This window comes from Nonomuraea sp. NPDC059023, from assembly GCF_042740095.1.
Taxonomy (GTDB): Bacteria; Actinomycetota; Actinomycetes; order Streptosporangiales; family Streptosporangiaceae; genus Nonomuraea.
Genome location: NZ_JBHYIO010000028.1, coordinates 97,388 through 121,906, shown reverse-complemented (window position 1 = coordinate 121,906; position 24,519 = coordinate 97,388). Strand labels below are relative to the sequence as shown.

The 24,519-nt window shown below is 67.9% G+C and carries 24 protein-coding genes and 2 pseudogenes; 13 read left to right on the top strand and 13 right to left on the bottom strand.

Annotated features, from left to right (window positions below; genetic code table 11):
• Position 1: 1 nt before the first annotated feature.
• The 6 genes from ACFWYW_RS38510 to ACFWYW_RS38485 all read right to left on the bottom strand — a co-directional run bounded on the left by ACFWYW_RS38510 (position 2) and on the right by ACFWYW_RS38485 (position 5,083).
• Positions 2-853, bottom strand: a complete 852-nt coding sequence (locus tag ACFWYW_RS38510) for a hypothetical protein (protein ID WP_379621281.1) — start codon at positions 851-853, stop codon at positions 2-4.
• An 87-nt stretch (positions 854-940) separates the two neighbouring features.
• Positions 941-1,048: a streptamidine family RiPP gene (gene amiA / locus ACFWYW_RS38505; protein ID WP_379621283.1), complete on the bottom strand. Its 108-nt coding sequence runs from the start codon at positions 1,046-1,048 to the stop codon at positions 941-943.
• A gap of 44 nt (positions 1,049-1,092) precedes the next feature.
• The gene (locus ACFWYW_RS38500; RefSeq protein ID WP_379621285.1) at positions 1,093-1,968 is read right to left on the bottom strand and encodes an ABC transporter ATP-binding protein; all 876 of its coding nucleotides are present in this window, start codon (positions 1,966-1,968) and stop codon (positions 1,093-1,095) included.
• Between the two features lie 42 nt (positions 1,969-2,010).
• Entirely contained in the window at positions 2,011-3,072 is a 1,062-nt protein-coding gene (locus ACFWYW_RS38495) for a FecCD family ABC transporter permease (RefSeq protein WP_379621287.1), read from the bottom strand.
• 17 nt (positions 3,073-3,089) lie between these two features.
• Positions 3,090-4,085 carry a FecCD family ABC transporter permease gene (locus tag ACFWYW_RS38490; protein ID WP_379621289.1) on the bottom strand — a complete coding sequence of 332 codons (996 nt, stop codon included), beginning with the start codon at positions 4,083-4,085 and terminating at the stop codon, positions 3,090-3,092.
• On the bottom strand, positions 4,082-5,083 hold the full coding sequence (locus tag ACFWYW_RS38485; protein ID WP_379621291.1) for an ABC transporter substrate-binding protein: 1,002 nt from the start codon (positions 5,081-5,083) through the stop codon (positions 4,082-4,084). Before ACFWYW_RS38485 ends, ACFWYW_RS38490 begins: the two co-directional genes overlap by 4 nt.
• 124 nt (positions 5,084-5,207) lie before the next feature.
• Here ACFWYW_RS38485 and ACFWYW_RS38480 point away from each other — a divergent pair, with 124 nt between their 5' ends.
• Positions 5,208-5,390: a hypothetical protein gene (locus ACFWYW_RS38480; RefSeq protein WP_379621293.1), complete on the top strand. Its 183-nt coding sequence runs from the start codon at positions 5,208-5,210 to the stop codon at positions 5,388-5,390.
• Between the two features lie 21 nt (positions 5,391-5,411).
• Here ACFWYW_RS38480 and ACFWYW_RS38475 read toward each other — a convergent pair whose 3' ends face one another.
• A complete protein-coding gene (locus ACFWYW_RS38475) occupies positions 5,412-6,500 on the bottom strand; it encodes an integrase core domain-containing protein (protein ID WP_379621295.1) in 1,089 nt (362 codons plus the stop codon).
• A gap of 6 nt (positions 6,501-6,506) precedes the next feature.
• Here ACFWYW_RS38475 and ACFWYW_RS38470 point away from each other — a divergent pair, with 6 nt between their 5' ends.
• From ACFWYW_RS38470 to ACFWYW_RS38445, 6 genes and pseudogenes are all read left to right on the top strand, one after another.
• Positions 6,507-7,787, top strand: coding sequence for a tyrosine-type recombinase/integrase (locus ACFWYW_RS38470; RefSeq protein WP_379621297.1), 1,281 nt, complete (start codon positions 6,507-6,509; stop codon positions 7,785-7,787).
• Positions 7,784-8,770: a tyrosine-type recombinase/integrase gene (locus tag ACFWYW_RS38465; RefSeq protein ID WP_379621299.1), complete on the top strand. Its 987-nt coding sequence runs from the start codon at positions 7,784-7,786 to the stop codon at positions 8,768-8,770. The genes ACFWYW_RS38470 and ACFWYW_RS38465 overlap by 4 nt, the downstream gene beginning before the upstream one ends.
• Positions 8,722-9,711 (top strand): tyrosine-type recombinase/integrase, encoded by a 990-nt coding sequence (locus tag ACFWYW_RS38460; RefSeq protein WP_379621301.1) that lies wholly within the window; start codon positions 8,722-8,724, stop codon positions 9,709-9,711. Before ACFWYW_RS38465 ends, ACFWYW_RS38460 begins: the two co-directional genes overlap by 49 nt.
• A gap of 118 nt (positions 9,712-9,829) precedes the next feature.
• Positions 9,830-10,441, top strand: a complete 612-nt coding sequence (locus ACFWYW_RS38455; protein ID WP_379621303.1) for a transposase — start codon at positions 9,830-9,832, stop codon at positions 10,439-10,441.
• Between the two features lie 88 nt (positions 10,442-10,529).
• Positions 10,530-10,910 (top strand): annotated as a pseudogene (locus tag ACFWYW_RS38450) (tyrosine-type recombinase/integrase); the annotation flags it as partial.
• A gap of 129 nt (positions 10,911-11,039) precedes the next feature.
• Positions 11,040-11,479: pseudogene (locus ACFWYW_RS38445) on the top strand (transposase); the annotation flags it as partial.
• A 221-nt stretch (positions 11,480-11,700) separates the two neighbouring features.
• Here ACFWYW_RS38445 and ACFWYW_RS38440 read toward each other — a convergent pair.
• Together ACFWYW_RS38440 and ACFWYW_RS38435 are read right to left on the bottom strand one after the other, a co-directional pair.
• The gene (locus ACFWYW_RS38440) at positions 11,701-12,375 is read right to left on the bottom strand and encodes a response regulator (protein WP_379621304.1); all 675 of its coding nucleotides are present in this window, start codon (positions 12,373-12,375) and stop codon (positions 11,701-11,703) included.
• The gene (locus tag ACFWYW_RS38435; protein WP_379621306.1) at positions 12,372-13,610 is read right to left on the bottom strand and encodes a sensor histidine kinase; all 1,239 of its coding nucleotides are present in this window, start codon (positions 13,608-13,610) and stop codon (positions 12,372-12,374) included. The genes ACFWYW_RS38440 and ACFWYW_RS38435 overlap by 4 nt, the downstream gene beginning before the upstream one ends.
• Positions 13,611-13,797: 187 nt before the next feature.
• Between ACFWYW_RS38435 and ACFWYW_RS38430 the strand changes: the two genes are divergently transcribed.
• Positions 13,798-14,187 carry a DUF6223 family protein gene (locus ACFWYW_RS38430; RefSeq protein ID WP_379621308.1) on the top strand — a complete coding sequence of 130 codons (390 nt, stop codon included), beginning with the start codon at positions 13,798-13,800 and terminating at the stop codon, positions 14,185-14,187.
• 332 nt (positions 14,188-14,519) lie between these two features.
• Complete coding sequence (locus ACFWYW_RS38425) at positions 14,520-14,921, top strand: DUF6223 family protein (protein ID WP_379621310.1); 402 nt, start codon at positions 14,520-14,522, stop codon at positions 14,919-14,921.
• A gap of 22 nt (positions 14,922-14,943) precedes the next feature.
• On the opposite strand, the gene ACFWYW_RS38420 is transcribed toward ACFWYW_RS38425, so the two are convergent.
• Complete coding sequence (locus tag ACFWYW_RS38420; protein WP_379641199.1) at positions 14,944-16,515, bottom strand: 3-deoxy-7-phosphoheptulonate synthase; 1,572 nt, start codon at positions 16,513-16,515, stop codon at positions 14,944-14,946.
• A gap of 693 nt (positions 16,516-17,208) precedes the next feature.
• Between ACFWYW_RS38420 and ACFWYW_RS38415 the strand changes: the two genes are divergently transcribed.
• Entirely contained in the window at positions 17,209-19,821 is a 2,613-nt protein-coding gene (locus tag ACFWYW_RS38415) for an AAA family ATPase (RefSeq protein ID WP_379621314.1), read from the top strand.
• Between the two features lie 4 nt (positions 19,822-19,825).
• Here the strand turns inward: ACFWYW_RS38415 and ACFWYW_RS38410 are convergent, their stop codons facing one another.
• Positions 19,826-20,209 carry a VOC family protein gene (locus tag ACFWYW_RS38410; protein ID WP_379621316.1) on the bottom strand — a complete coding sequence of 128 codons (384 nt, stop codon included), beginning with the start codon at positions 20,207-20,209 and terminating at the stop codon, positions 19,826-19,828.
• A 144-nt stretch (positions 20,210-20,353) separates the two neighbouring features.
• Here ACFWYW_RS38410 and chrA point away from each other — a divergent pair, with 144 nt between their 5' ends.
• From chrA to ACFWYW_RS38395, 3 genes are all read left to right on the top strand, one after another.
• Positions 20,354-21,535 (top strand): chromate efflux transporter, encoded by a 1,182-nt coding sequence (gene chrA / locus ACFWYW_RS38405; RefSeq protein ID WP_379621318.1) that lies wholly within the window; start codon positions 20,354-20,356, stop codon positions 21,533-21,535.
• A complete protein-coding gene (locus tag ACFWYW_RS38400; protein WP_379621320.1) occupies positions 21,532-21,987 on the top strand; it encodes an HIT family protein in 456 nt (151 codons plus the stop codon). The genes chrA and ACFWYW_RS38400 overlap by 4 nt, the downstream gene beginning before the upstream one ends.
• 225 nt (positions 21,988-22,212) lie before the next feature.
• Entirely contained in the window at positions 22,213-22,605 is a 393-nt protein-coding gene (locus tag ACFWYW_RS38395) for a VOC family protein (protein WP_379621322.1), read from the top strand.
• A 23-nt stretch (positions 22,606-22,628) separates the two neighbouring features.
• On the opposite strand, the gene ACFWYW_RS38390 is transcribed toward ACFWYW_RS38395, so the two are convergent.
• Both ACFWYW_RS38390 and ACFWYW_RS38385 read right to left on the bottom strand, forming a co-directional pair.
• Positions 22,629-24,182 carry a cation acetate symporter gene (locus tag ACFWYW_RS38390; RefSeq protein ID WP_379621324.1) on the bottom strand — a complete coding sequence of 518 codons (1,554 nt, stop codon included), beginning with the start codon at positions 24,180-24,182 and terminating at the stop codon, positions 22,629-22,631.
• The gene (locus ACFWYW_RS38385) at positions 24,179-24,508 is read right to left on the bottom strand and encodes a hypothetical protein (protein ID WP_379621326.1); all 330 of its coding nucleotides are present in this window, start codon (positions 24,506-24,508) and stop codon (positions 24,179-24,181) included. The genes ACFWYW_RS38390 and ACFWYW_RS38385 overlap by 4 nt, the downstream gene beginning before the upstream one ends.
• Positions 24,509-24,519 lie beyond the last annotated feature (11 nt).

The window sequence follows — 24,519 nt, the reverse complement described above, 5'->3', positions numbered from 1 at the left end:
GTCATGCGCGGTGCGTTTCGATCGGGGCGACACGCGGGACGGGGAGCACGCAGTGCTCGGTGACCTTCAGATCCCGCAGGTCGACCCTGCGCAGGCGGCGCCGATCGGGCAGGTGCTCTCCTCCGCTGTCGCGCCGGGCCCAGGTGGCGAGGTCGGTGGCGATCAGCGCGGCGATGGTGGCCGCGGCCGCGGCTCCGGTGACCGGATGCGGGCCGGTGGCGACGTTTCCCGCCCAGTAGGCGGCCAGTTCGCGATGGGCCGGGGTGGCGGCCAGGCGGCGGGCGGCCACGTGGGTGGCCAGCACGTCGCCGGGGGCGGCGGCGATCGGTTCGATCCAGGCCTGCCGGCCCTCACGATGGCAGCGAGCCCAGGCGATGCCCTGTGCGGGCAGCCGATCGGCGTCCTTCCACAGCCCTGGAGGGACCGGACGGTCGAGGCACCAGACCACCGCGGCGACGTCGGAGGCCTGCCGGCCGGATGCGGATGCGTCGGCGAGCGCCGCTACGTCTCCGGGTGCCGCGGGACGGGGGCGCGCTCCCTCGGACGTCAGGAACTCGGTGAGGGGCGCGGTCAGGCGTTCGTCACCGAGCACGAGTACGCCGGCGTGGTCCGAGGGCCAGGACGGCGGCGCGGCGAGATATCCGGCGTCGGTGAAGGCGCCCAGCAGTCGTACGGTCTCCTGCCTCGCGGGATGGCCGGAACCGCCGCCGGGGCCGAGCAGGCTCAGCATCTCCGCCGTGGCCTCGGGAGGGGCGTTGACGCGCAGGAACTCGCCATCAGAAGTGCGGACCGCGGGCGGGTGACCGTCGACCGTGACGATCTCGACGCCGGGGGCGAGTTGGGGCCGCGACACGTTTCTCCTCATCAGCCGGTGCGCAGGATGGCGATCGAACGGGGACGGGCCCGTCCGGAGTCGCCTCCGGACGGGCCCGCGGAGTCGCTACTCCTGCTCGTCGTCGAAGGGGTTCTCGACGAGGGCGTTGGAGTGGGTGGCGGACAGGTGCGGAAGGTGGGACTGGTCGGAGATGGGGGTGAAGACCTGCTCCATGGTTCCTCCTTGCTGAGCGGACGTGATATCAGGCGATATCGGAGCTAACCGTAATGAAAACCGTTTTCAGTTTCAAGTGGGATAGGTCGGTCGGGGTAACAGACCGGCCACCCATGCTCGGGATCTCGGCCCACCCTGCCCTCGATGCCGAAGACGTGCCGTAGCAGCTCAGAGGTGACCACCTGGTCCGGGGGCCCGTCCGCCGCCACGCGTCCGTCCCGCAGAGCCACCAATCGCTGTGCGAAACGGGCGGCGAGGTCGAGGTCGTGCAGCACCATCAGCACGGTCAGCCGCCGTTCCTCGCGCAGACGGGCGACCAGTTGCAGCACTTCCAGCTGGTGACGCAGATCGAGGTAGGTGGTCGGCTCGTCGAGCAGCAGGACGGGCGTGTCCTGGGCCAGGGCCAGCGCCAGCCGTACCCGCTGCCGCTCACCGCCGGACAGCGTCTCCACCGGCCGGTCCGCCCACTCCTCCACCCCGACGTCCCGCATCGCGCGTACGGTCACCGCGTCGTCGCCGACACGAAGCATGCCCAGCGGGCCCCGCACGGCGTACCTGCCCTGCCGGACCAGCTGACGCACCGTCAGTCCCGGTACGGCGGGCGCGGACTGGTGCAGCAGGGCGACCTTGCGGGCGGCGGCACGGCGGGAAATCCGGGCCGCGTCGGCACCGTCCACCCACACCCGTCCCGACTCGGGACGCAGCACCCCCGCCGCAAGGCGGAGCAAGGTGCTCTTACCGCAGCCGTTCAGGCCGACAAGGGTGACGAACTCCCCGGTTCTGACCCGTAGGCTCACTTCATCCAGCACCCGCCACCCCGGATAGCCGAAACTCACCCGATCGAGGTCCAGCACGGCGGCCCCCGGCCCAGCTTCCGGGTTGGTCGTCGCGGTGCCGGGATCGTCGATCAATTCGGACACGGTCTGCACTCCTCGTAGACATGGGGAAACCCGGGCGTAAGATCACGGATCGACGGCATGGCGACGGACGATGAACAGCAGCACCACCGCTCCCACACAGGTGGTCACCGCACCGACCGGGACGCTGAGATGCTCCGCCCCCCAGGCGGTCACCGCCCGCGAAAGCAACTGGGCGGCGGCGTCGGCTCCGCACACGGCGACGGCGCCGACGAGCGCCGCTCCCGGCAGCGCGGTCCGCAGGTCGGCCCCGAACAGGGCGAGCGCCACGTGCGGCACGACCAGCCCGACGAAACCGAGCGCCCCCACGGAGGCCACAGCGCCCGCGGTCAGAGCCACCGCGCAGAGCAGCGCGAAGCCGCGTGCCCGCGACGGAACCAGACCGGCCGCCTCGGCCACCCGCTCGCCGCAGCGCAGCAGCATCAGCGGGCCCGCGGTCAGGCAGGCGACCACGCCCCAGCACAGCGCCCACGGCCACAGCAGTGTCCAGTGCTGCCAGGTCCGCGCCTCCGTGGTGCCGACCATCCACTGTACGAAGCTGCCGAGCTCGCCCGGCGCGGCCAGCAGGATCACCGACGTCAGTCCGCCGAGCACGGCTGAGACCAGCACGCCGTACACGGCCGTGGCGGCCGGATCGGCGCGCGCCCGCCCGCTCAGCAGCCATAGCAGACCCGCCCCGCCGCAACCACCGGCGACCGCGGCGATCACCACCGCAACCGGTGACGCCCAGTTGGCCAGGCCCAGTCCCGTGGCCGCGACCGCACCGAGCACCGCGCCCGGGGTGACCCCGGTGACCTCCGGCGCCGCCAGCGGGTTGCGCAGCGCCGCCTGCAGGATCAATCCGGCCAGGCCGAGACTGGCCCCGGCGCCGAGCGCGACCAGCACCCTCGGCAGCCGAACCTGCCAGACCAGATGATGGGTGATCGGGTCCACCGCACCGCCGGTGAGCGCCTGCCACAGCGCGCCAACCGTCAGCGCGCGCCCCGCCGCCAGATCGGCCATGGCCGCCACGAGTACGGCGACCAACAGCACACCGGCGACGAGCGCCGGCCGGCGCCGTCCTCGGCGGGAAGGCGCCGCGCGAGGCGCGGCCGACGTCGTGGACACTGACCGCTTCGTGAGCATCATCGGGCACCCGCACTCTGCCTGGCGCCGATCCCCCGCAGCAGCGCCACACCCGCGGGCACCCCGACCAACGCCGTCCAGGCCCCGACGGGAGTCTCCATCGGCAGGAGAACCAGACGCGCGGCCTGATCGGCCCACACGGTGATCACCGCGCCCCACACCACCGTCCACGGCAGCCACCTGACCACGTCGGCGTCCGGGCGCAGCCGCCGCGCCAGGTGCGGGGCGAGGAACCCCACCCAGGCGATGGGGCCGCACACCGCCACCACAGGCGCGATCAACAGCACGGAGACGGCGAGCGCCGCCAACCGGGCGTGCCGGACCCGCAACCCCAGCGCGCCGGCGTCCTCATCGCCGAGCCGCAGCACCGACAACATCGGGGCGCACAGCACCACGAGCGGAAGGGCAACCAGCAGCCAGGGCCAGACGCCGTGCCAGGCCTCCCATGTACGTCCGGACAGACTGCCCAGCAGATAGCGGAAGATCACCTGAAGATCGAGCTGATCGGCCATCACCATCAGCACCAGCAGCGCGGCCTGGAAAGCGGCCGCCACCGCGGCCCCGATCAGCAGCACCGCGGACGGGCTCCGGCCGAACCCGGCGGCCACGAGCGTCGCGACCCCGCCCAGCCCGGCTCCCACCAGCGCCAGCAGCGGATAGGACCAAGCGGGCAGAGTGAGCGTGAGCACCAGGGGAGCCACGACGCCCAGTGCCGCTCCCGAGGAGACGCCCAGCATCTCGGGAACGGCCAGCGGGTTGCGCAGCGCCTCCTGCATGACGAGCCCAGCGGCCCCCAGACAGCCTCCTGCGATCAGCGCCAGCAGTAACCGGGGCAGCCTGACCTCTCTGACCACAACCGCCACCAGCCCGTCCGCCGCGCCGCCGGGCAGCACCGCGGCCAGCCGAGTCGGCGAGATGGTGGGCGTGCCCACGCAGAGCGCGCACACCGCGGCGGCGGCCAGCAGCCCGGCCGCCAGAACGGCTGTTCGCGTCATCGCAGGGCGGCCGTAGCTTCATCCAGTACCAGGCCGAGGGATCGGGTGCCGCGGCCCTTGGCCCACAGCTCCGGGTCGACCTCGATCACCTTGCCGTTCTTGACCGCCGGAATCTGCGACCACAAGGGGTTCTTGGCCATCTTCTCCGACAGCTTCGCGCCAGGCGCGCCGAACGCGATGGTCTCCACGAAGAGCACGTCGACGTCGCGGGCGAGGATCTCCTCCAGGCTGAAGGTGCCCTCGACGCCGCGGTTCTCCCATGGATAGTCACAGATGCCGGGGAACAACCCGGCCGCCACGTCTGCGCCCGGCGTGGCCACGCCGAAGTTCTCGTCGCTGCCGAACACGATCAGCGCGGTCTTGTCACTCTTGGCCTTCTCCGCACCGGCCACCTTGTCGCGCAGCCGCTGCTCGGCGGCGACGGCCTGGTCTCCGCGATGGGTGAGCGCGGCCAGGTCGCGTAGATAGGCGACGCTGTCCTGCCACGTCGCCGGCTGCACGGCCCAGAACGTGGTGGCGCCCTGCAGTGCGGGCGCGAGTTTCGCGTGCGTGTCCTCCAGGCCGATCACCAGGTCCGGCTTGTGGGACAGGATCGCCTCCACCTCGGGACTGATGAAACCACCCGGGATGACAGGGACCTGCTTCGCCTTCTCCGTGCCGATGAACTGCGGATGGGCGAGGAGCTGGGAGTTGGTGGCGATTGGCACCATGCCCAGTTCGGTCAGCATGTCATCGCATATGGCCACCAGGCACACCACGCGTTCCGGAACGCTCTTAACGGAGATCTTCTTGCCCCGCACGTCGGTGATGCTGCTGGCATGGGCGACCGGCTGAACCGCAGGCAGGCTCGTGGCGTCGCCGCCGCCGGCGCCCGTTGTGCCGGCAACGGGGCTGGGGCCGTTGTTCGTGGTTCCACTGCAGCCGGCCAGCAGGACGCCGGCGGCGGCGAGCGCGACAGCACGCCTCAACAGGCCGCTGTGGGTGCGCGGCATGGTCATGGGTTCTCTCCTGGGGGACGGTGACGAATCGGTCGAAGGGCGTTCTGCTACGAGGCGCCTCTCACGCGACATCGGGCATGATAATGGTTTTCATTGCATTCGTACATTATGCCCGGGAGCATTCATGACATCTCTGCGACTCGTCGCGGCTGACCACGCCGCCGGCGCCGTCTACGTCATCGAGCCGCATAGCGGCCGCACGCTGGCCCGGCTCAACGGGCGCCACCTCGCCGAACACGCCGGATTCCTGCACCTGGAGGGATCCAGGCTCGCCTTCGTCGACGACCTTGTGCCGCTCGAATATTGAGTTTCGTGGGCTGAGCTGCGGTTAAGCGGCGTGGTGGTATTCGCTGATCATGCCTGCGACGACGGGTCTTCGGCGGATGGATCGCAGGTCGTTGAGTTCGGTCACGTCGCGGGCGCACTGCATTGCGGTGCCCGGGGGCCGTTGGTGCCGGGACTGGTGCGGCCGGTGCCCGTTGTAGTGGATCAGGTACTCCCGAAGCACCAGGGCCAGGTGGCGTTCACCGAGGATCAGGATCCGGTCCAACAGTTCGCGACGCAGGGTGCCGATGACCCGCTCGCAGATGGCGTTCATCCTCGGCGTCCGAGGCAGAGCGGTGATGATCCGAAGCCCTTCGGCTGTGAAGACCTCCCGAAAGGCGACTGTGAAGAGCGGGTCCCGATCGTGGATCACGAACCGCAGCCCCGTGATGCGCTCTCCCAAGTCCATCACCAGGTTGCGGGCTTGCTGCACCGTCCACGTCCCGGTCGGCTGCGCGCTCACCCCACCCAGATGCAGCCGTCGAGTACCGTGCTCGATGAAGACCAGCACGTACAACCGTTTAAGCAGGATCGTCTCGACCACCAGGAAGTCGCACGCGATGATCGCGTGGGCTTGAGCTGTCAGGAACTGCCGCCAACTCGGCCCGGCCCGGCGGGGTGCCGGATCGATACCGGTCCGGTGCAAGATCTCCCACACCGTGGAGGCCGCGATCGTGTACCCAAGGCAGGCTAACTCGCCCTGGATTCGGCGATGCCCCCAGGTCGGATTCTCCCGCGCCATCCGCACGATCAGTGCCTTGACCGACTGGCGGGTGCAAGGCCGACCCGGGCGCCGCCTGTCGGTGAAGGTCCACTTCCGCGCCACGAGGTTGCGGTGCCAGCGCAAGATCGTCGCAGGGGTGACCGGGAACACCTCAGCCCACCGGCGGCGCTGGATCAGTCGAGACAACGCCGCGAACCAGAGCCGGTCGGCACGCCCCCATCGCGGCTGGCCTCCGAACTGACGCCGGAGCACCTGGTTCTCGCGACGGAGCACCAGCAGCTCAGCTTCTTTGGACAGATCGGAGCGGACCAGCACCGCCACCAGCCCGCATAAGCACCGAACCACCCGGTAGATCAGCGACAACAGCACCCCGCGATGGTGACAGCCGAAGCGCTGATCGCGCAGCAGAATCCCAGCTCAGAGCCCGAAACCATATTTTCGAGCGGGACACGGTCACGTATCGAGGTGGCCGGGCCGTTGGCGCCGTACGCGAGGGGATTCCGTACGGCGTTGACCGAGCAGGGGTTCACCCGGTGGATCGTGGCACAACACACGCATCTGATGGCGCATGTGAGCCGGTGGCTGGTCGAGCAGCGCTTGACAGCGGATCGGCTGGCGGAGGAGAGGGTGGTCGGCGCGTTTGTGTCCATCCGTCGTGCCGAGGGCCACGACCTGCATGTCTCGCGGCGGGGAATGGCTCCGCTGCTGAAGTACTTGAGGGACGTGGGCGTCGTGCCCGCGGCCGTGATGGCGCCGCCGGCGGGTCTGGTGGAGGAGCTGCTGGTCGACTACCGCACCTACCTGGGGGCGGAGCGGGGCCTGGCCCCGCTGTCGATCGATCGCTACCTGCGCACCGCCCGCCTGTTCACGGCCGGGCTGCCTGTTCCGGTCGACGCCGCCACGCTGGCGGAGCTGTCGGCGGGGCAGGTGACGGACTTTCTAGTCGCCGAGGTCGCCCGGCTCGGAGTCTGGGGTGCCAAGGCCAGAGTGACGGCGCTGCGGGCACTGCTGCGCTACCTGCACGTGGTCGGGCATATCCCGCGTCCGTTGATCGCGGCGGTCCCGTCGGTAGCCGGATGGGGTCTGGGGTCGTTACCCCGCGCCGTCACCGCCGAACACGTCGCTGCCCTACTGGCCAGCTGCGATCGGAGCACGGCCATGGGCCTGCGCGACTACGCGATCGTGCTGATGTTGTGGCGGCTGGGGCTGCGCATTGGCGAGGTCGCCCACCTGCGGTTGGACGACATTGACTGGGAGCGCGGCGAGCTGCTGGTGCGCGGCAAGGGTGGGCGGCAGGAGAAGCTGCCGCTGCCGGTGGACGTTGGTCAGACGCTGGTGGATTACCTGACTCGAGGACGCCCCCGGTGGGGCGCGTGCCGATGCCTGTTCGTCATCCATCGCGCCCCCTACACCGGGTTGTCGCGCAGCAGTGTGGTCAGCGTGGTGTTCGCCGCCTGCCACCGGGCCGGCGTCGACAGGATCAGCCCGCACCGGCTCCGACACACCGCCGCCAGCGATCTTCTGGCTCGCGGTGCGCCTTTGGTGGAGGTGGGTCAGGTGTTGCGGCACCAGGCCCAGAGCACGACGGCGATCTACGCCAAACTCGACTTCCACGCGCTGGGTGAGCTGGTCCGACCCTGGCCAGGTGCCTCATGAGCACACTGCGTCAGCGCGCCCAGGAGTATCTGGCATTGCGGCGAGCACTCGGCTACAAGCTGGCCGACAACGAGCGGCTCCTCGGACAGTTCCTCGACCACCTCGAACATGCCGGGCTGGACATGATCACCACCGAAGCCGCGGTGGCGTGGGCCACCCTGCCCGCCCGGGCCAAGCCACTCTACTGGCGGCGCAGGCTGTCGGTGGTGCGCGGCTTTGCCCGTCACCTGAACGCGCTGGATCCGACCTGCCCGGTGCCACCGCCCGGACTGCTGGCCTGCTTCCCCAACCGGGTTGCGCCGCATCTTTTCTCCGAGCAGGAGATTCTGGCCCTGATGAGCGCCGCCGACCGGGTGTTTCGGCAGCCGCTACGCATCGCCACCTACCGGCTGCTGATCGGGTTGCTCGCGGTGACTGGAATGCGCACCGGCGAGGCGGTGCGCCTTGACCGCGAACACCTCGACCTCGACGCCGGCATCCTGGCGATCGTCGACTCCAAGTACGGCAAATCGCGCCAGGTGCTCCTGCACTCCTCCACCGTCACCGCACTGCGCGACTATGCCCGACTGCGCGACCAGGTGGCCGGCGTGGTCGGCGCGCCGGCGTTCCTCGTCTCCACCAAGGGCCGGCTCCAGGTCAACACCGTCGACTACACCTTCGCCACCCTGATCAAAGCGGCAAACATCGCGACACCACCCGCCGGACGCGCACCACGACCGACCGACCTGCGACACACCTTCGCGGTCACCACCCTGCTGCGCTGGTATCGCGCCGGGCTGGATGTCCAGGCTCGCCTGCCTGCATTGTCGACCTGGCTAGGCCACCTGTCACCGGCTTCCACCTACTGGTATCTGCAGGCCGCACCCGAGCTCCTCGCCCTGGCCGCCGAGCGGCTCGACCATCCCGTCCCATCCACCCCGGCAGGAGCCTTGTCATGGCCGCGCTCGCGCCCATCCTGGAAGCGTTCTTCACCGACCGGCTGATGGCCCAGCGACGGGTCAGCCCGCACACCATCACCGCCTACCGCGACACCTTCCGCTTGCTGCTCACCTTCATCCACAACCGGACCGGCAACAGCCCAGCCAGGCTGGACTTCGCTGACCTGGATACACCCGTGATCATCGCGTTCCTGCAGCATCTGGAGCTCGACCGGGGCAACAGCACCGCCACCAGAAACGCCCGCCTGGCCGCGATCCACTCGCTGTTCGCCTACGCTGCACTGCGCGCCCCCGAGCACGCCGGGCTCATTCAACGGGTGCTGGCCATCCCGCCCAAGCGACACGATCGGACCGAAATCTGCTTCCTGACTGACAAGGAGATCGCCGCCCTGCTGGCCGCACCCGACCGGACCACCTGGACCGGCCGCCGCGACCACGCCCTGCTGCACGTGATGACCCAGACCGGGCTACGCGTCTCCGAACTGACCGCGCTGCGCCGCCAAGACGCCGAACTCAGCGCCGGAGCGCACCTACGCTGCACCGGCAAAGGCCGCAAGAACCGCAGCACACCACTCACCACGGCCACGGTCCGCGTCCTCCGCACCTGGATGGCCGAACGCGCCGGCCACGACACCGACCCGATCTTCTGCACCCGCCGCGGCGCTCGGCTGAGTCCCGACGCCGTCGAGCACCTGGTCGCCAAGCACGCCGCCACCGCCGCCCAGACCTGCCGGACGTTGTCCACCAAGAACGTCACCCCGCACACACTGAGACATTCCGCGGCCATGGCCTTGCTACACGCCGGTGTCGACCTCTCGGTGATCGCGCTCTGGCTCGGCCACGAGTCCACTCAAACCGTCCAGCACTATCTGCACGCCGACATGACCCTCAAAGAACGGGCCCTCGCCCGGACCACACCTCCCGGCGTCCCCGCCGGACGCTACCACCCACCCGACAAGCTGCTCGCCTTCCTCAACAGCCTCTGACCCACCGGCTTATCCCGCCCCGACGCGGCCGTGACCCTCTACGACCAGGCGGTCCACCAGGAACGCGGGATAATCAGGCGTTCGGCATAAGGTACGTCGCTACGCCAAGGCCGCCAGCGTGGAGGACTTGGCACCCGCCCAGGCTGGCCGGCATGGCTCGCATGTCGATCCGTTCCTGCCCTACCTGCATGAGCGGTGGAATCAGGGCTGCACCGACGCCGCGCGACTGTTCGAGGAGATCCGCGAGCGCGGCTATACCGGTAGCGGGCGCACGGTGCGCCGTCACCTGCAGGCCGTACGCGCCAGCGGGAAACCCGCCCCCAAGGTCACCAAGCAACTCAGCGTCCGCCGCGCCACCCAGCTGATCACCAGCCACCCCGACCACCTCGACGAGAACGCCACCCTCCGACTGAAGAGACTGCTCGCCCGCTGCCCCGAACTCGACGCGGTCGCCACCTGCGTGGAATCGTTCGCCGAGATGATGGCAGACCTGGAAGGACGGAGGTTGCCAGCCTGGCTGGAACAGGCCGAAGCCACTGCCTTCCCGCCCTTGAAGAGCCTGGTCAACGGCATCCGCCACGATCTGGCCGCGGTGACGGCCGGCCTGAGCATGGAGTGGAACTCCGGCCGCGTGGAAGGCAACGTGAATCGGATTAAGCGGATCAAGAGGGACGGCTATGGACGCGCGTCCTTCGACCTGCTCCGCCTTCAGATCCTCCATGCAGACTGAGCACCCTTACTACCCGTGATCAGTTCACACGAAGTGGATCAGAACCGAGCTCACAGGCCATTGACAGTGCACCTCGCTCGCCAAACCGACCGCCCGTCTCCTCCACGACTGGATCGCCCACCGGCAGGCCGGACCGGCCGACCCGCTCTTCCCGACCCGCACCGGCGGACGATTGAGCAGGGACTCCGTCGCCGATATCCTCACCCGGCACCTCCCCGCCGCGACCGCAGCCTGCCCGAGCCTCGCCTCCAAGAACGTCACCCCCCACACGCTGCGACACACCGCCGCGATGACCCTGCTACAAGCCGGAATCGACACTGCCACCATCGCGCTCTGGCTCGGCCACGCCAACACCAAATCCACCGACGTCTACCTCCACGCCGACCTCGCCCTCAAAGAGAAAGCCCTCGCCCGCACCGCCCCACAGGCACCCGCATCGGCCGCTACCGCCCCACCGACCGCCTCCTAGCCTTCCTCGAAGGCCTGTGATTATGACGCGGACCGCACCTCCAACAGCACCGCCGACCTGCAGACCTCGCCCTGACCCCGCATAACCGGACGGCCCACATAATTGGCCTTATGACGGGCCCGTCATAACGCCAAGAAGATCGTTGGCAGGAAACGCGGCGTCGCCACCGACGCACTCGGGCTGCTACTGGCCGTGACCGTCTGCGCCGCGTCCGTCTCGGAGAACCAGGCCGGCATCAAGGTGCTCGACCAGGCCAAGACCGACCACCCAAGCATCACGCTGACCTGGGTCGACACCGGCTTCAAGAAGCAGTTCGCCGACCACGCCGCACGCCTGGGCATCCACACCCACGTCGTCCACCGCGACCCCGATGTCCGAGGCTTCAGCGTCGTCCAGCGACGCTGGGTAGTCGAACGGACCCTCGGCTGGCTCATGCTCCACCGACGCCTCGCCCGCGACTACGAGACCTTGCCGACCAGCTCGAAGCCATGATCCACATCGCGATGATCGACAACGTCAGCAAGCGCATAACGGACGAGGCAACACCAACCTGGCGCGGGACGTACTAACCCAAACACGGGCAAACCAAACGCCCTCTTAGAACTGGTTATCGTGTTGCCGGCCAGCCGAGCAGACGACCGTGGACTTCTGAAGATCCGCCGAACCGGCAAGGCCCAGCCCCGCACCAGCGACCAACTGACCGAACTCCGCGACAGCGACACCCTCACCCTCCGTCCAAGACCGCAAGCCCGTGCTCTATCGAGCCGACAGCACAGGGCGGGACTTCGGGTCAGCGGTTGACCAGGCCTGTTTGGTAGGCGATGACGACCAGTTGGGCGCGGTCGCGGGCGCCGAGTTTCGTCATCGCGTGGCTGACGTGGGTGCGTGCGGTGGCCGGGCTGAGAAACAGCTCCTTGCCGATTTCGTCGTTGTTCAGGCCCCGGCCCACCAGGGCCAGCACTTCGCGTTCGCGTTCGGTCAGCACGGCGAGCCGGTCCTCGGCGATCTGGGTGGCCCGGCGCCGCGCGGTGAACTGGCCGATGAGGCGGCGGGTGATCCGTGGCGCGAGCAGCGCCTGTCCGTCGGCGATCACCCGGATGGCGTGCAGGAGTTCGGCCGGTCCGGCGTCTTTGAGCAGGAAGCCGCCGGCCCCGGCCTCCAGGGCGTCGAAGACGTGCTCGTCGGTGTCGTAGGTGGTGAGGATGAGGACCCGTACCTGCTCCAGGCCGCGTGTCTGGGCGATCTGGGCGGTGGCTTGGATGCCGTCCAGTTTCGGCATGCGGATGTCCATCAGGACGATGTCGGGGCGGAGGGCGCGGGCCCGCTCGACGGCTTCGGCGCCGGTGGTGGCCTCGCCCACCACCGTGATGTCGTCTTCAAGGTCGAGCAGCACCTTGAACCCCGATCGCACAAGACCTTCGTCGTCGGCGAGCAGCACTCTGATCGGAGCCTGCGCCGCGCTCATGCGGCCGACCCGTTCGGGACGAGGGGCAGCCGGGCGTTGACCTCGAACCCGCCGCCGGGAAGCGGCCCGGCATCGAGTTCTCCGCCCAGCAACTGGCAGCGCTCGCGCATGCCGATGATGCCCCGTCCGGGCTCGGCCAGGCTGACTGGGTCCCGGGTCGGCGGGTTCGCGCGGTCATTGCCCGGGGGGCTCTCGGGTCCCTCATCGCTCACCCGGACCTCCAAGATCTCGGCCCCGGCCTTCAACGCCACCGTCACCCGGGTCGGGCCGGCGTGACGGATCACGTTGGTGATCGACTCCTGCACGATGCGATAGGCGGCGCCGCTCACCGCGCTCGGCACCGGCGCCGCGGGTGAGATCTCCTCAAGCGTGAGGTCGAGTCCGGCCGCGCGCGCCTTGGCGGTCAGTTCGCCGATCTGTCCCAGTCCGGGGTACGGCATGCGCCCGTCGTGGTCCCCGTCGTCGCCGCGCAGTACCCCGAGAATGGCCCGCATCTCCCCCAGCGCCCGCGAACTGGTCCGCTCGATGACCCGCAGCGCCTCGCGCGCCACCTCCGGCCGCTTGCCGAGCACGTGCGCGCTGACCCCGGACTGCACGTTGATGATCGCTATGGCATGCGCGACCGTGTCGTGCACCTCGCGGGCGATCCGCAGCCGCTCGCCGTCGACGCGCGCCCGCGCTTCCTCCTCACGAGTGCGTTCGGCACGCTCGGCGCGCTGCTGAGCCTCGGCCGCGATGACCCGCCGCGACCGGACAGACTCGCCGAGGGCCGCGCTCATCACCGAGGCGCCGATGCGGAAGAACACCCAGCCGATGGCCGCGCGTGGCTCGATGTCGGCCGCGGCGACCAGCCAGCAGGCGGTGAGCACCGTGATGCCCACTCCGGCGATCACCAGCGACCGTCGTCCGTCACCGTAGGCCGTGAGGGTGTACAGGGCGACGAAGAGCCCGAGCCAGCCGGGCCCGTCGGGGAAGTCCAGGCCGTAGTACACCAGGCTGGCCAGCGCCGTGGTGAGGAAGACCGGCACCGGCCACCGGCGGCGTACCACGAGGACCAGGCCGCTGGCGATCAGCAGGCCGTACCCCAGATGTCCGAGGTCGGTCAGCGGCCGCTGCACCACCTCGCCGGTGTTCCGCACCACCGTGCCCTGAACCTGCATCACGGTGATGAACAGCGCGAGCGACACCTCCTGCGCCCGCGCGGGCAGGCGCAACGGCATGACGCGGTGTTCCATGCCGCGATCCTACGGTCGCCACGCGCGACCGCCCCTCCGCCGCAAAGCGCGACCGCCTACGACGACGAGCGTAGACGGGTTGCCGTCGTCCACGCCGGTCGGCGTAGAGGCTGCCATCCCCTGTCGCACGCGCGGCCGCTTCGACGCGGAGACGATCGACTCGTCTCACGTAGCGAAAGGAGCGATCATGTCCTTGCTCATCGCCCTACCGGCGGCTGTTCCGGCCGATCCGGTGGGCGCGTACGACCTGACCTCCGGCCGTCTCTGGTCGGTGATCGCCGCAGTGATAGGGCTGGCCGGCGTGGTCCTGGGCGGGCTGGCCCTGGCCCGCTCCACCGGCCGGTTCGGTACCGGCCCCTGGAGAAAGGGGGCCATCATGGCGCTGGTGGCGGGGCCGGCCAGTATGGTGATCGGCGCCCTGGTCGTGGCCGCCGCCAAGGGTGGGCCGGGCACCGGCTACGGCATCGTCGGAGGCTTCGTGGCCCTGGCGGTCGGGCTGATCGCCGTGATTCTCGGCGGCCTGGCCGCGGCCCGGACCCGCAACACCACCGCATCACCGCGCCCCCGAAACGGCTGATCACCCCGCAGACGAGCACGCGCAGGTAGCGGAGTTAGTGCTGGTGAGCGGACAGTCGTCGATGCCGAGAACGATCTTCATCGCATCGTCCACTCTCGGCCGTGAAGATACCCACCTAGGCAGGAGTCGTCTACGTGGAACTGCGTGGCCGCTGCCATCCGCTGCCGGAGGCCACAACCACCTCGACGGCGCGATCATCGATTCCATGAAACCTATCCCAGGCGCTCGCGCTCGTAACCGGCACCTCGACCAGCATCACCACGACCGGCATAGGCCGAGTCACCGCGCTGCCCATGCTGCAGACACCCATCATTCGTCCGAAAGGATCCTCCATGTCCATCCTGTTGGTGCTTGCCGCGCAGGCGGCCTCGCCAGTCTGTACAACGCCGGCAGAATGCGCTGGTCAGGGCGTCGATACCTTCCTCGGGACCCCTGAGCGGATCTGGGCCAGCGGGGCCGCACTGGTGGCGCTGGGCGGCCTGGTTATCGGCTGGCTGGCGCTGCGCTCTGTCCGTCGTATCGGCAACAGCGGGAGGAGGGGAGCCATCGTGGCTGTGGTGGTGGCGTTGACCGGCGGGCTAAACGGCGCGGTGAAACTGGCTGTCGCCGACGGCGGTCTCGGCACCGGCAACGGAGTATTCGGGGCGGCCTTGGCCCTAGCGCTCGGGCTGGTCGGCGCGGTCCTCGGCGGACTGACTCTGGCCCGCTCCCGCCGCACCGAGCCGAGCCGCTGACCGCAGTGCGCTCGGTGCCGGGCTACATGCCGCAACCGGCGTGGCTGCCGCCCTTCTCGTGATGGCCGCCGCTGCCGGGCTGGTCGCCAGCGCTGGCGACCACCTCACCCAGGTCGGCCCGACAATCATCAGGGTCTGGGTTGACAGCGCACATCGCGCCCATGGTCATGGAACCCTCGAAGACACCTTCGTTTGAGCTTTTGTCGCCAGGAGATCCATCCAACTGATGCACCGCTGGATCACCGGACGGATCCTCACTCGGCTCTCGGTTCTCCGTCAGCTGATCCGCGAGAACTAGCTTGGGCCCACCCGATCGTCGGCCATGAGCCATCCGCTGCCCCACTGCGTCTCCCTGCGATCGCCTTGCGAGGGTCCGGCATGCCACAGCCCCTCTGGCCCATGCCTCGATGAGCTCCATAGCCTGGTCAGCGTTGAGCCGCGGATCGCACAACGAGGAATAGTTGCGCAGGAGGTCGTCCTCGCCCTCGACGGATCCGCCGATGCACTCCGTCACGTCGCCCGTCGCGACCTCTATATGGAGTCCGGCAGGGTGCTGACGGCTCGCTTCCAGGATGTCGCGGAACCTGAGGGCCTCGGTGACCACGTCGTCGAGATACCGGGTCTTCAAGCCGACCCGACGGGACCTGACGGTGTTGCCGTGCATGGGGTCGCTCAACCAGATGACCGGGTAGCCTCCGTTGGCCACGGCTCGGACGATCGGCGGCAGAACCTCTTGGATGAGATCGCGGCCCATCCGCGGGATTAGCACGAGCCGTCCGGGCTCGCGTCGCGGGTTGAGTGCCTCACACACATTCAAGACCTCACCCGGGGTGGATGCCGGCCCGAGTTTGCACCCGACGGGATTCGCCACCGACGAGAGCAGGGCGATGTGCGCGCCGGCTGAATGGCGCGTCCGTTCCCCAACCCAAGGCAGGTGCGCGGACGTCAGGTAGAGCCGGTTCGAGTCCGGGTCCGGCCGGAGCATGCGGCTTTCATAGTCGATCACCAAGGCCTCGTGGCTGGACCACGGCCCCTCCATCGCAGGAAGCCCCTGCCTCTGGCGGTGTACCCGCATCGCCCGCTGCACTTTGTCGCTGGCCTCGTAAGCCCGCAGCATGCGCTGGGGGTCCGCCGTCCGCGCCGGGAGCGAGGCGATCTCTGAGTTGATCATGTGTCCTCGGAAGGAGGGGATGCTGAGACCTCCGAGGTCCTCCGTCGCCTGTGACCGCGGTTTGGCGAACTGTCCCCCCATACGCCCGACTCGGATGACGTTCTGCCCCGTGAGATCGCTCAGGTGGTCTCCCAGCCTCTCAATCACTCGGATCTTTTCTGTTATGTGCAGGTCAGTGCACTCGTAGAAGCTCTCAGCGCAATCGCCGCTCTGAAGCAGGAAGGCGCCGGTCTTCATCATTTTGATGAGCGATCGCCGCAGATGCTGAATCTCCGCAGCTTTCGCAAGAGGCGGAGTCAAAGCCAGCCTTCTGCAAACGTCCTCAAAGGAGGCATGGTCACGCCACTCGGGCTGTTGCGCCGCAGGCATGCTCTCCCACGGCCGGAGCCAGCCGAGTTCTGCGGTCGAGCGGGGTGGTTGCACGTCGACTCCCTTCAGGAAACCGGCTGGCGTCAGTGGTTGGCGGAGGCACTTTGGACAGCTTGACCTACGCGACGACGTGGAGGCATCACGTCTTCGCGTTGACAGAGATTCACGTGGTCGCACGCTTCCTCCGCCGGGCAGGAAGCTGCACTGCCAATACGAAGAGCGGCGCCTAAATGACGGCATCACTCAGAGGTACTCACATGGCACGCCCAGTCGTCTGGGATTTTCTCGACGCTCCACAGAGCGGACTCGAGTCGAACGAAGGATGTCGCCGCCGCGATGTAACCCACGGCTTACAGAACGATCTCCACCGCACTCAACCACTGATCGGATGGTCGCGAGCGGAGGGCTGGCCAGCGAACGGTCGGTACCGGAAGCCACTCATTCGCCGCGCGACTATTCTTTGCACAGAGTGGAGCATCAACCACAGCGAGCCCCACCAGCACCCAAACCCGCCGAGCTTGCTTCTAACTCTCTGCGCATATCACAGCAACTATGACTCGTCAAGCACAATGCTTTACAACTAATCTCATTATTTACGTCAAAAGGCGGCAATAATGACGATCATCTACATCAATACAGTTTGATTTAACGCGGATGCGCCATATTAAGCATAGTCGTTGACCCCCGTATTGCGGCCATGGTTGTGTCGAACACCGGGGGAATCTTCGTCTCCGCACTGGGGTGATCATGTATCCACTAATCGGGCGTGAACACATACTGTCAGTGCTGGTCGGTCATTTGAATGCCACTCTGCATGGTTCAGGTGGATGCATCATCCTCGAAGGTCCGATCGGTATAGGCAGAACCCGCATCCTGAAGGCAACAGCGTTGGAGGGAGCAGAACGTGGCCTAACCGTGGCCTACATGCGGACGGGCGTAATCGATCAACTGACGCCTGCACGCGAGTTGGTCACTTTCTTGCGGCACATAATGTCCAGCGAGTCGGAATTCGAGGATTTAGTTCGCCCGGAAGTCAATCCTTTCTGGTTGGCGGATCGGCTGCGCGAACTAATCGAGAAAGCAGCACGCCGGCGTCCTCTCCTGATCGTTCTCGATGACGCCCAGCGAGCCGATGAGGCCAGCGCTCTGGCCCTTCAGAGCCTGGTGCAGTCGCTCGCCGCATCGCCGGTGCTGTGGCTGCTCGCACGGCGGCCCGTTCCCGCACAGTCACTGGCTCAGCATGCGATCGGATGGCTGATCGACCGGGCCGCGGTCCGCCTTCACCTTGGACCTTTGGGCGATGAGGCGGTGGCGGCGCTCTGTGCCAGCGCCTTGGGCGCCAAGCCGGACGCTTCGGTGCTGACCTGGGCCGCTCGCTGCGGCGGCAATCCTTGGCTGCTGGAGAATCTACTCTGTGCCCTCATGGAAGCGGGTCAGGTGGTCATCGCTGATGGGACTGCCTCCGTGTTAGCCGACCGCCTGCCCGAACGTGTCCTCGTCGCTGTTGACCACCTGCTGGGCGAGCTGTCGCACCCGGTCCGACGCTTGCTTCGGCATGGCAGGAGGATCGGCCACGCGTTCACCGCCGAGGAGGCGGCGGCTTTGCTCCGCGAGCCCGCGCCGAACCTGTCAGCCAGCGTCGAGGAGGCTATACAGGCGGGCTTCATTCGGAGAACTGGGGAGAAGCTGGCCTTTGTTCACGAGGTGGTTGACGAAGCACTTCAGCAGGGTGCCTTCGATGGCTTGGATTCCGCCGCACCGTCCGCTTTCGATGGCGGCGGGAACAGTGCCACCTATGAGAACCTGCCGCGGACTGACCGGTCGGTCATTCAGGTGCCCCCTCAGCAGCAGACATGCAGTTGTGATGAGATTGTGGCTCTGGTCATCTCCGCCGTTGTCCAGTTCCCCAAGGAGACACGGACACTGGCCCGCGCCGTGGGTCTCCTAGCGGGGGCCGGACGGGGCGCCGAAGCGGGTCGTCTGACGGAAGTCGCCCTACATACTGGGGTCGAGGCCGCTGCCGAAGTGCAGTTGGTCCTCGAACTCGCGCAAGGACTGCAAGGCTCCGGCGACCACGGCGTTCTGACCGAGCAACTTCAGCGGACGTTGACGCGCCAAGATCTTCGGGAATTCGACCGGGTCAAACTGGAACGACTGCTCATGAATACGGCCAAGCACGTGACGAGCGCTTCCAGATCAGAGGGAGCACGTGGCAGCAGACGAGCAGTAGTCAACGGCTCCCGGCTGGGCTCTGACGACAGATGTGAACGACCTCTCTGGACGTGGATGGTACGCGCTCTGATCGCAGCCGATCAGTTCGACGAGGCCGCCGCCGTATGCGCGGCGATCAAGCAGGAGTCGGAAAGGCTCGGCGCGGCCTGGCCGGAGCCGCTGTGGCACAGCCATCACGCCGAGCTCCTGGTGACAGCCGGCCGGCTGGATGAGGCTCGCGTGGCCGCCGAGACCGGTCTGCGTCTCTCGACCCGGTCGAGCCCTGAAGACTCCATCCATCCGCGCGTGGTGCTGGCCCGGATCAGCCTCCATCATGGCGATTCTGCGACCGCCAGCGAGCACCTGCGCATGGCGGAACGGCTGGTGACCGATGACACGATGGCCGACAAGACCGGCCTCGACTGGGCCCTAACGCAGTTTCACGCTGCCTGCGGGCGCCCTAGCATGGCGGTTCAGACGCTGATCAACGTCGAGGAGAGGGTGGCTCCTGAAACGCTGCTCTTCGCGGAAGCCCCAACGGCAGCGGCGACGCTCGTACGGCTGGCCAGGAAAGCAGGGCTCAGCGCGGAAGCCGAGCAGGCGGCCGGGTTCGCCCGCCGTTTGACCGAACGCAACCCGACCATAGCCTCCCTTGCGGGCGGTGCGGAGCATGCCGAAGGGCTCTTGCGCGGCGACTTGTCCGCCTTGCGCCGTGCCGTGGAGCACTATCGGCTCAGCAGACGCCCCTTGGCGACGGGTATCGCCCTCGAGGACACCGCCCAGGAAGCCCAGAACACTCGCGATCAGGACCAAGCGGTCCGATTTCTCGAATCCGCGCTCGATCTCTACCTCAATTGTGGCGCGCGCCATGATGTCACCCGCGTGCAGAGGAAGCTCCGCCGGCTCGGTGTGACTCAGGCCGGCTCACTGGGCGCGGACCGGCCCACTTCTGGCTGGGAAAGTCTCACCAGTGCGGAGCTCCGTGTCGTGCGGGCCATCGTGGACGGCAGGACCAACAAAGAAGCGGCGAGCATCCTGTTCTTGTCACCCCACACCGTCGACAGCCATCTCCGGCGCGTGTTCGCGAAGCTGAACATCAACAGCCGGGTCGAACTCACCAAGCACTTCATCACGCATGAAGCCTCGTGAGGCGTCACCCCCGTCGGGGCTCGAACAGCTCGATGAGATTGCCAGCGGGATCGGTGAGCAGGATCTGGCGCCCACCGGGACCGGCGACGACATCGCTGCGGAAGGACAGTCCGGCGCCGCGTAGCCGTTCGATCTCGGCGTCGAGATCATCGACGATGAGGTGGATGCGGTTGCGTCCGGGAGCGGTGTCGTCCGCGGGGGTGGCTCGGGCGCCGGAGCTGGTCGGGCCGGACAGGAGGAGCCGCAGCGGGCCGCGTACCACGTCGGCGAAGGCGGGCGCGGCATTGGTGTGCACCGTGAAGCCCAGGTGGGCAGTGTAGAAATCGACGGCGGCGGCCACGTCATCAACGAGGTAGCGGACACTGGCGAGCTGCTCGGGTGCGGTCATGATGAGGCCTCCTGTGATGCCGGTAGACGTAGCACGGTTTCCGCCTCGCCCTGAAGTCGAGGCCGCTTGAGGCATGAACGCCACCATGCGATAATATATCAAGCGAGTTTGATGCACTGTCTATCGGCTGAAGGGAAAACGACAGTGACAGACGAGCACCCCGCTGCGGAGACCGGTCATAGCAAGGGGGCGACGTGGCAGGTGGCGCTCATGTTTCTCAAACTGGGCGTCATCGCCTTCGGCGGCCCGGCCGCGCACACCGCGATGATGCGCGACGAACTGGTACGGCGCCGCGGCTGGGTCAGCGATGCGCGATTCGCCGATCTCATGGGCGCGACCAACCTCATTCCCGGCCCCAACTCCACCGAACTGGCCATCCACCTGGGCTACGACCGCGCACGATGGCGCGGTTTGGTCGCGGCCGGGATCTGCTTCATCCTTCCGGCGGCTCTCATGGTCACCGCCCTGGCCTGGGGATATGTCACCTACGGCAGCACGCCCGCAGTCGAGGGCATTTTGTACGGGATCATCCCTGTGGTGATCGCCATCGTCGCGCACGCGCTGTTCGGCCTGATCCGCACCGTCGTCAAGACCATCTGGCTCGGTGCCATGGCGGTCATCGCACTGACCGCCTATCTGCTCGGGGTCAACGAACTCCTGATCCTCACCGGCGCGGCACTGCTGTCTGCCGCCATATACCTTCTGCGCAATCCGCCCGCGAACCACAACCGTATGCACGGGCTACTGACCACGCCATTGCTCACCCTCGGCGGCTCGCCCCTGTTCCCGGACCCGACCGGAGCTCAGCTTGCCCAGTTGTTCCTCACCATGCTGAAGATCGGTTCGGTGCTGTACGGAAGCGGATACGTCCTGCTGGCCTTCCTGCGCGGAGATTTCGTCGAGCGGCTCGGCTGGATCACGAATGAGCAGCTCATCGACGCAGTCTCCATCGGCCAGGTCACTCCGGGGCCGGTCTTCACCACCGCCACCTTCATCGGCTACCTCGTCGCCGGCCCCGCCGGCGCGTTCCTGGCCACCCTCGCCATCTTCCTGCCCTCGTTCGTCTTCGTCGGCCTGCTCACCAGGCTCACCGACAAGCTCCGCTCCAGCGCCTGGACGTCCGCGCTGCTCGACGGAGTGAACGCCGCGGCGCTGGCCCTCATGGCCGGAGTCTCCTATCAGCTCGCCCGAACCGCCGTGGTCGACCCCCTCACCGCGGCCATCACGGTGATCAGCCTGCTCCTGCTCTGGAAGACCAGACTCAACAACGCCTGGCTGATCGCCGGCGGAGCGGCCGTCGGACTGGCCCATACCTTTCTCACGTGACCGAAAGGATCCCCATGAGCGGCACGCACACCTGCCAGTACTGTCGCCTGAACGCCGCGGCCGAGGAGCCTCCCGGCGGCTGGATCCACCGTGACGCGTTGTGGTCGGTCTACCACGGACCCGCCGACGCCTCCATCCCCGGCACCATGAAGATCGTCTCGCGGCGGCACTTCGTCGACTTCGCCGAGATGACCGCCTCGGAAGCGGCGGCCTTCGGCCCGCTGCTCGCCCAGCTCGACACCGCGCTTCGTGCCACGACCGACGCCGAACGTGTACATCTCGTCTCGACCCGCGACCGCGTCCAGCACTTCCACGCCTGGCTCTATCCCCGCCCCGCCTCCCATCCCCTGCGCGGCACCGACTTCCTGGCCGCCCCCCAGCATGGCGATCCCGCCGAGGCCGTGGCCGCGGCCCATGCCGTCCGCCGCCATCTCATCGCGGCCTCTCGCTGAGGTTTTCAGCCGGTACGGCAGGCCGTACCCCTTCAGAGATATAGCAATGTAGATTGATTCATCTATTTGTATTGATTTATAATGATGGTGTGCAAACCAGGAGCCCGTCGGCCGAGTCGCGGCGCTTCGCCCGGCACAACCTCCGCGGACACCTATTCGGTCTTCGTCCGCGCGGCCGACGGACCATGTGAACGCATCCTGTTCCTGCTCGGAAAGGACCTAGCGATGTCCGAAGTCCACGAGAAGCAGGTCGGCGTCCGCTACATATCGGACGACGTCCCCAAAGCCATCGAGTTCTACAGCAAGCACCTCGGTTTCACCGTCGAGATCAGCGCGGTACCCGCGTTCGCCTCGCTGATCAGGGGCAACCTGAGGCTCCTGCTCAGCGGGGCGAAGAGCCCGGCGGCACGGCCGCTGCCCGACGGCAGGACGCCGGCGCCCGGAGGATGGAACAGGATCCATCTCGTCGTGGGCGACATCGCCGCCGAGGTGGAGCGGCTCCGTGCCGAGGGCCTCACCTTCCTCAATGAGATCACCACCGGCCCCGGGGGCAAGCAGATCCTCCTGGAAGATCCGAACGGCAACCTCGTCGAGCTGTTCGAGTACGAAGCCATGTAACCCTCGGCCCCGGGCCGCAGCGGTCAGGACCCGCCGCGGCCTGGAGGCCTCAGGGGGCGGCGTCTGCCCCATGGCAGCTTCCCGGTCCAGGGCACCACGTCGTCCGGGTCCCTGGGGACGGCTTTCGCCGCGCCCGCGCCGGTGAGCGCCCGGACCTCCATCTCGGCGAACCTCACGTCATCACGCTCGCCGCGAGCCTTGGCACCGGCGTACCCCAGGAGGAAGGCCAGCGGGATCGACACCACGCCCACATGCCTCCACGGGAAGAGAGCGAAGTCGGCGCCGGGAAGCAAGGCCAGGGGATCACCCGAGACGGCCGGCGAGAACACCACGAGAACAGTGGTGACCGCGGCGCCGCCGTACATGCTCCACAGTGCCCCCACCGTGTTGAAGCCCCGCCAGAACCACGCGTAGAGCAGGGTCGGCAGAATCGTCGAGGCGGCCAGAGTGATTCCGAGCGACAGCATGAACGTGACGTTCTGCCGCATGAGAAAGATCGCGCCGACCGCGGGAAGCAGGCAGAGCACCACCACGGTACGGCGCGCCACGGCGATTTCCCGCGCTTCGTCGAGCGGACCCCGCCCGATGAGATTCGTGTAGACGTCGCGGGTGAAGCTCGCCCCGGCGCTCAGCGCCAGTCCTGCCGTGAGCCCGATGATCGTCGTGAAGACGACCGAGGCGACGAACACCAGCACCGGCCCCTCGGCGAGCGCGACCACCAGCGGGGACGCCTCCCCAGCTCGCTTTTCCAGTGCGGCGGCGCCGAGGCCGATCAGGACGATGAGCAGGGAGTACGGCGTGGTGAGCCAGATGGCCCAGGACACCGAACGGCGCGCGTGCTTGGCGTCGGGCACCGTGAGGAAGCGGATGAAGAGGTAGGGCAGCACGGCGTGCCCGAGCACCGTGGTGAGCAGTCCGGAGAGAGACTCCAGCAGGTCGGGCGCCGGAAGTCGCGTGGTCGCGTCTCCGAGCAGCGTCGACGCGTCAAGGCGGTGGCTCGACAGCAGGGTGTACGCGAGCAGGGCCACCGCGGTGAACAACAGGAGGGCGTTGATGATCTGGGTCCAGGTGGTTCCCCGCATGCCAGCGTGGTACACGGTCAACAGGGTGACGCCAATGATCGTGGCGATGATCAGAGCCTGGCCGGCGGGTCCGCCGAGCCCGATGAGGAGCGCGAGCAGGCCGCTGGCCGCCACCAGTTGCCCGGTCATGTAGAGGACGAACACCACGAGTGTGACCACCGCGGCGGCCAGACGGACAGGGCGGGCCCTCATCCGCACGCTCAGCGCGTCACCGAGGGTGTATCCGCCGGTGTTGCGCAGTGGTTCGGCCACGAGAAGTAGCGCGGTCAGCCACGACACGGCGAAGCCTGCGACCGGCAGGACTCCGTCGTACCCGGAAGACGCGATCCCGTCGCCCAGGGTGAGGAACGACGTCATCATCATGAACGTGCCGAACAGGGCGAGGCCGTTCTGCGGTGCGGTGAAGGCGCGGTCGCCGGTGTAGAAGTCCGGGCGTGTGTTCCGGGCCCGGCTCAGGCGTGAGATCAGGAACAGGATGACCAGGCTGAAGATCACCGTCGACTGCCTTCGAACTCCGCGCGGATCCTGTCGGCCAGGGGGTCGAGCCGCCGGCGCGCGTATACCAGGTGGACCACGGCGACGAGCACGGGCAGGGCGATCAGCCCGAGCGCGCACATCAGGCGCGGCACTCCGGGCATCCACCGCGAGAGGACCACGGTGACAGTGAACGTCCCGAGGTACAGCGTGGCGCTCCAGGCCAGGTAGCGCCGCGACCGGGACCGCAGACGGGCGAAGGCCGGGGAACGCTGGAGCGCGACGTACCTGTTCGTGTCCTCTGCCCTGGTCAGGGGATACGGTTCAAGGCCCTTGCCCGTGCTCAACGCGCCTCCTC

Coding starts and splice junctions, on each gene's coding strand:
- ACFWYW_RS38440 (WP_379621304.1), bottom strand. CDS start 12,375: ATGAGCGCGGCGCAGGCTCCGATCAGAGTGCTGCTCGCCGACGACGAA.
- ACFWYW_RS38395 (WP_379621322.1), top strand. CDS start 22,213: ATGTCCGAAGTCCACGAGAAGCAGGTCGGCGTCCGCTACATATCGGAC.
- ACFWYW_RS38435 (WP_379621306.1), bottom strand. CDS start 13,610: ATGGAACACCGCGTCATGCCGTTGCGCCTGCCCGCGCGGGCGCAGGAG.
- ACFWYW_RS38470 (WP_379621297.1), top strand. CDS start 6,507: ATGGTGACAGCCGAAGCGCTGATCGCGCAGCAGAATCCCAGCTCAGAG.
- ACFWYW_RS38410 (WP_379621316.1), bottom strand. CDS start 20,209: ATGACCGCACCCGAGCAGCTCGCCAGTGTCCGCTACCTCGTTGATGAC.
- ACFWYW_RS38485 (WP_379621291.1), bottom strand. CDS start 5,083: ATGACCATGCCGCGCACCCACAGCGGCCTGTTGAGGCGTGCTGTCGCG.
- ACFWYW_RS38425 (WP_379621310.1), top strand. CDS start 14,520: ATGTCCATCCTGTTGGTGCTTGCCGCGCAGGCGGCCTCGCCAGTCTGT.
- ACFWYW_RS38465 (WP_379621299.1), top strand. CDS start 7,784: ATGAGCACACTGCGTCAGCGCGCCCAGGAGTATCTGGCATTGCGGCGA.
- ACFWYW_RS38490 (WP_379621289.1), bottom strand. CDS start 4,085: ATGACGCGAACAGCCGTTCTGGCGGCCGGGCTGCTGGCCGCCGCCGCG.
- ACFWYW_RS38460 (WP_379621301.1), top strand. CDS start 8,722: ATGGCCGCGCTCGCGCCCATCCTGGAAGCGTTCTTCACCGACCGGCTG.
- ACFWYW_RS38430 (WP_379621308.1), top strand. CDS start 13,798: ATGTCCTTGCTCATCGCCCTACCGGCGGCTGTTCCGGCCGATCCGGTG.
- ACFWYW_RS38415 (WP_379621314.1), top strand. CDS start 17,209: ATGTATCCACTAATCGGGCGTGAACACATACTGTCAGTGCTGGTCGGT.
- ACFWYW_RS38480 (WP_379621293.1), top strand. CDS start 5,208: ATGACATCTCTGCGACTCGTCGCGGCTGACCACGCCGCCGGCGCCGTC.
- amiA (WP_379621283.1), bottom strand. CDS start 1,048: ATGGAGCAGGTCTTCACCCCCATCTCCGACCAGTCCCACCTTCCGCAC.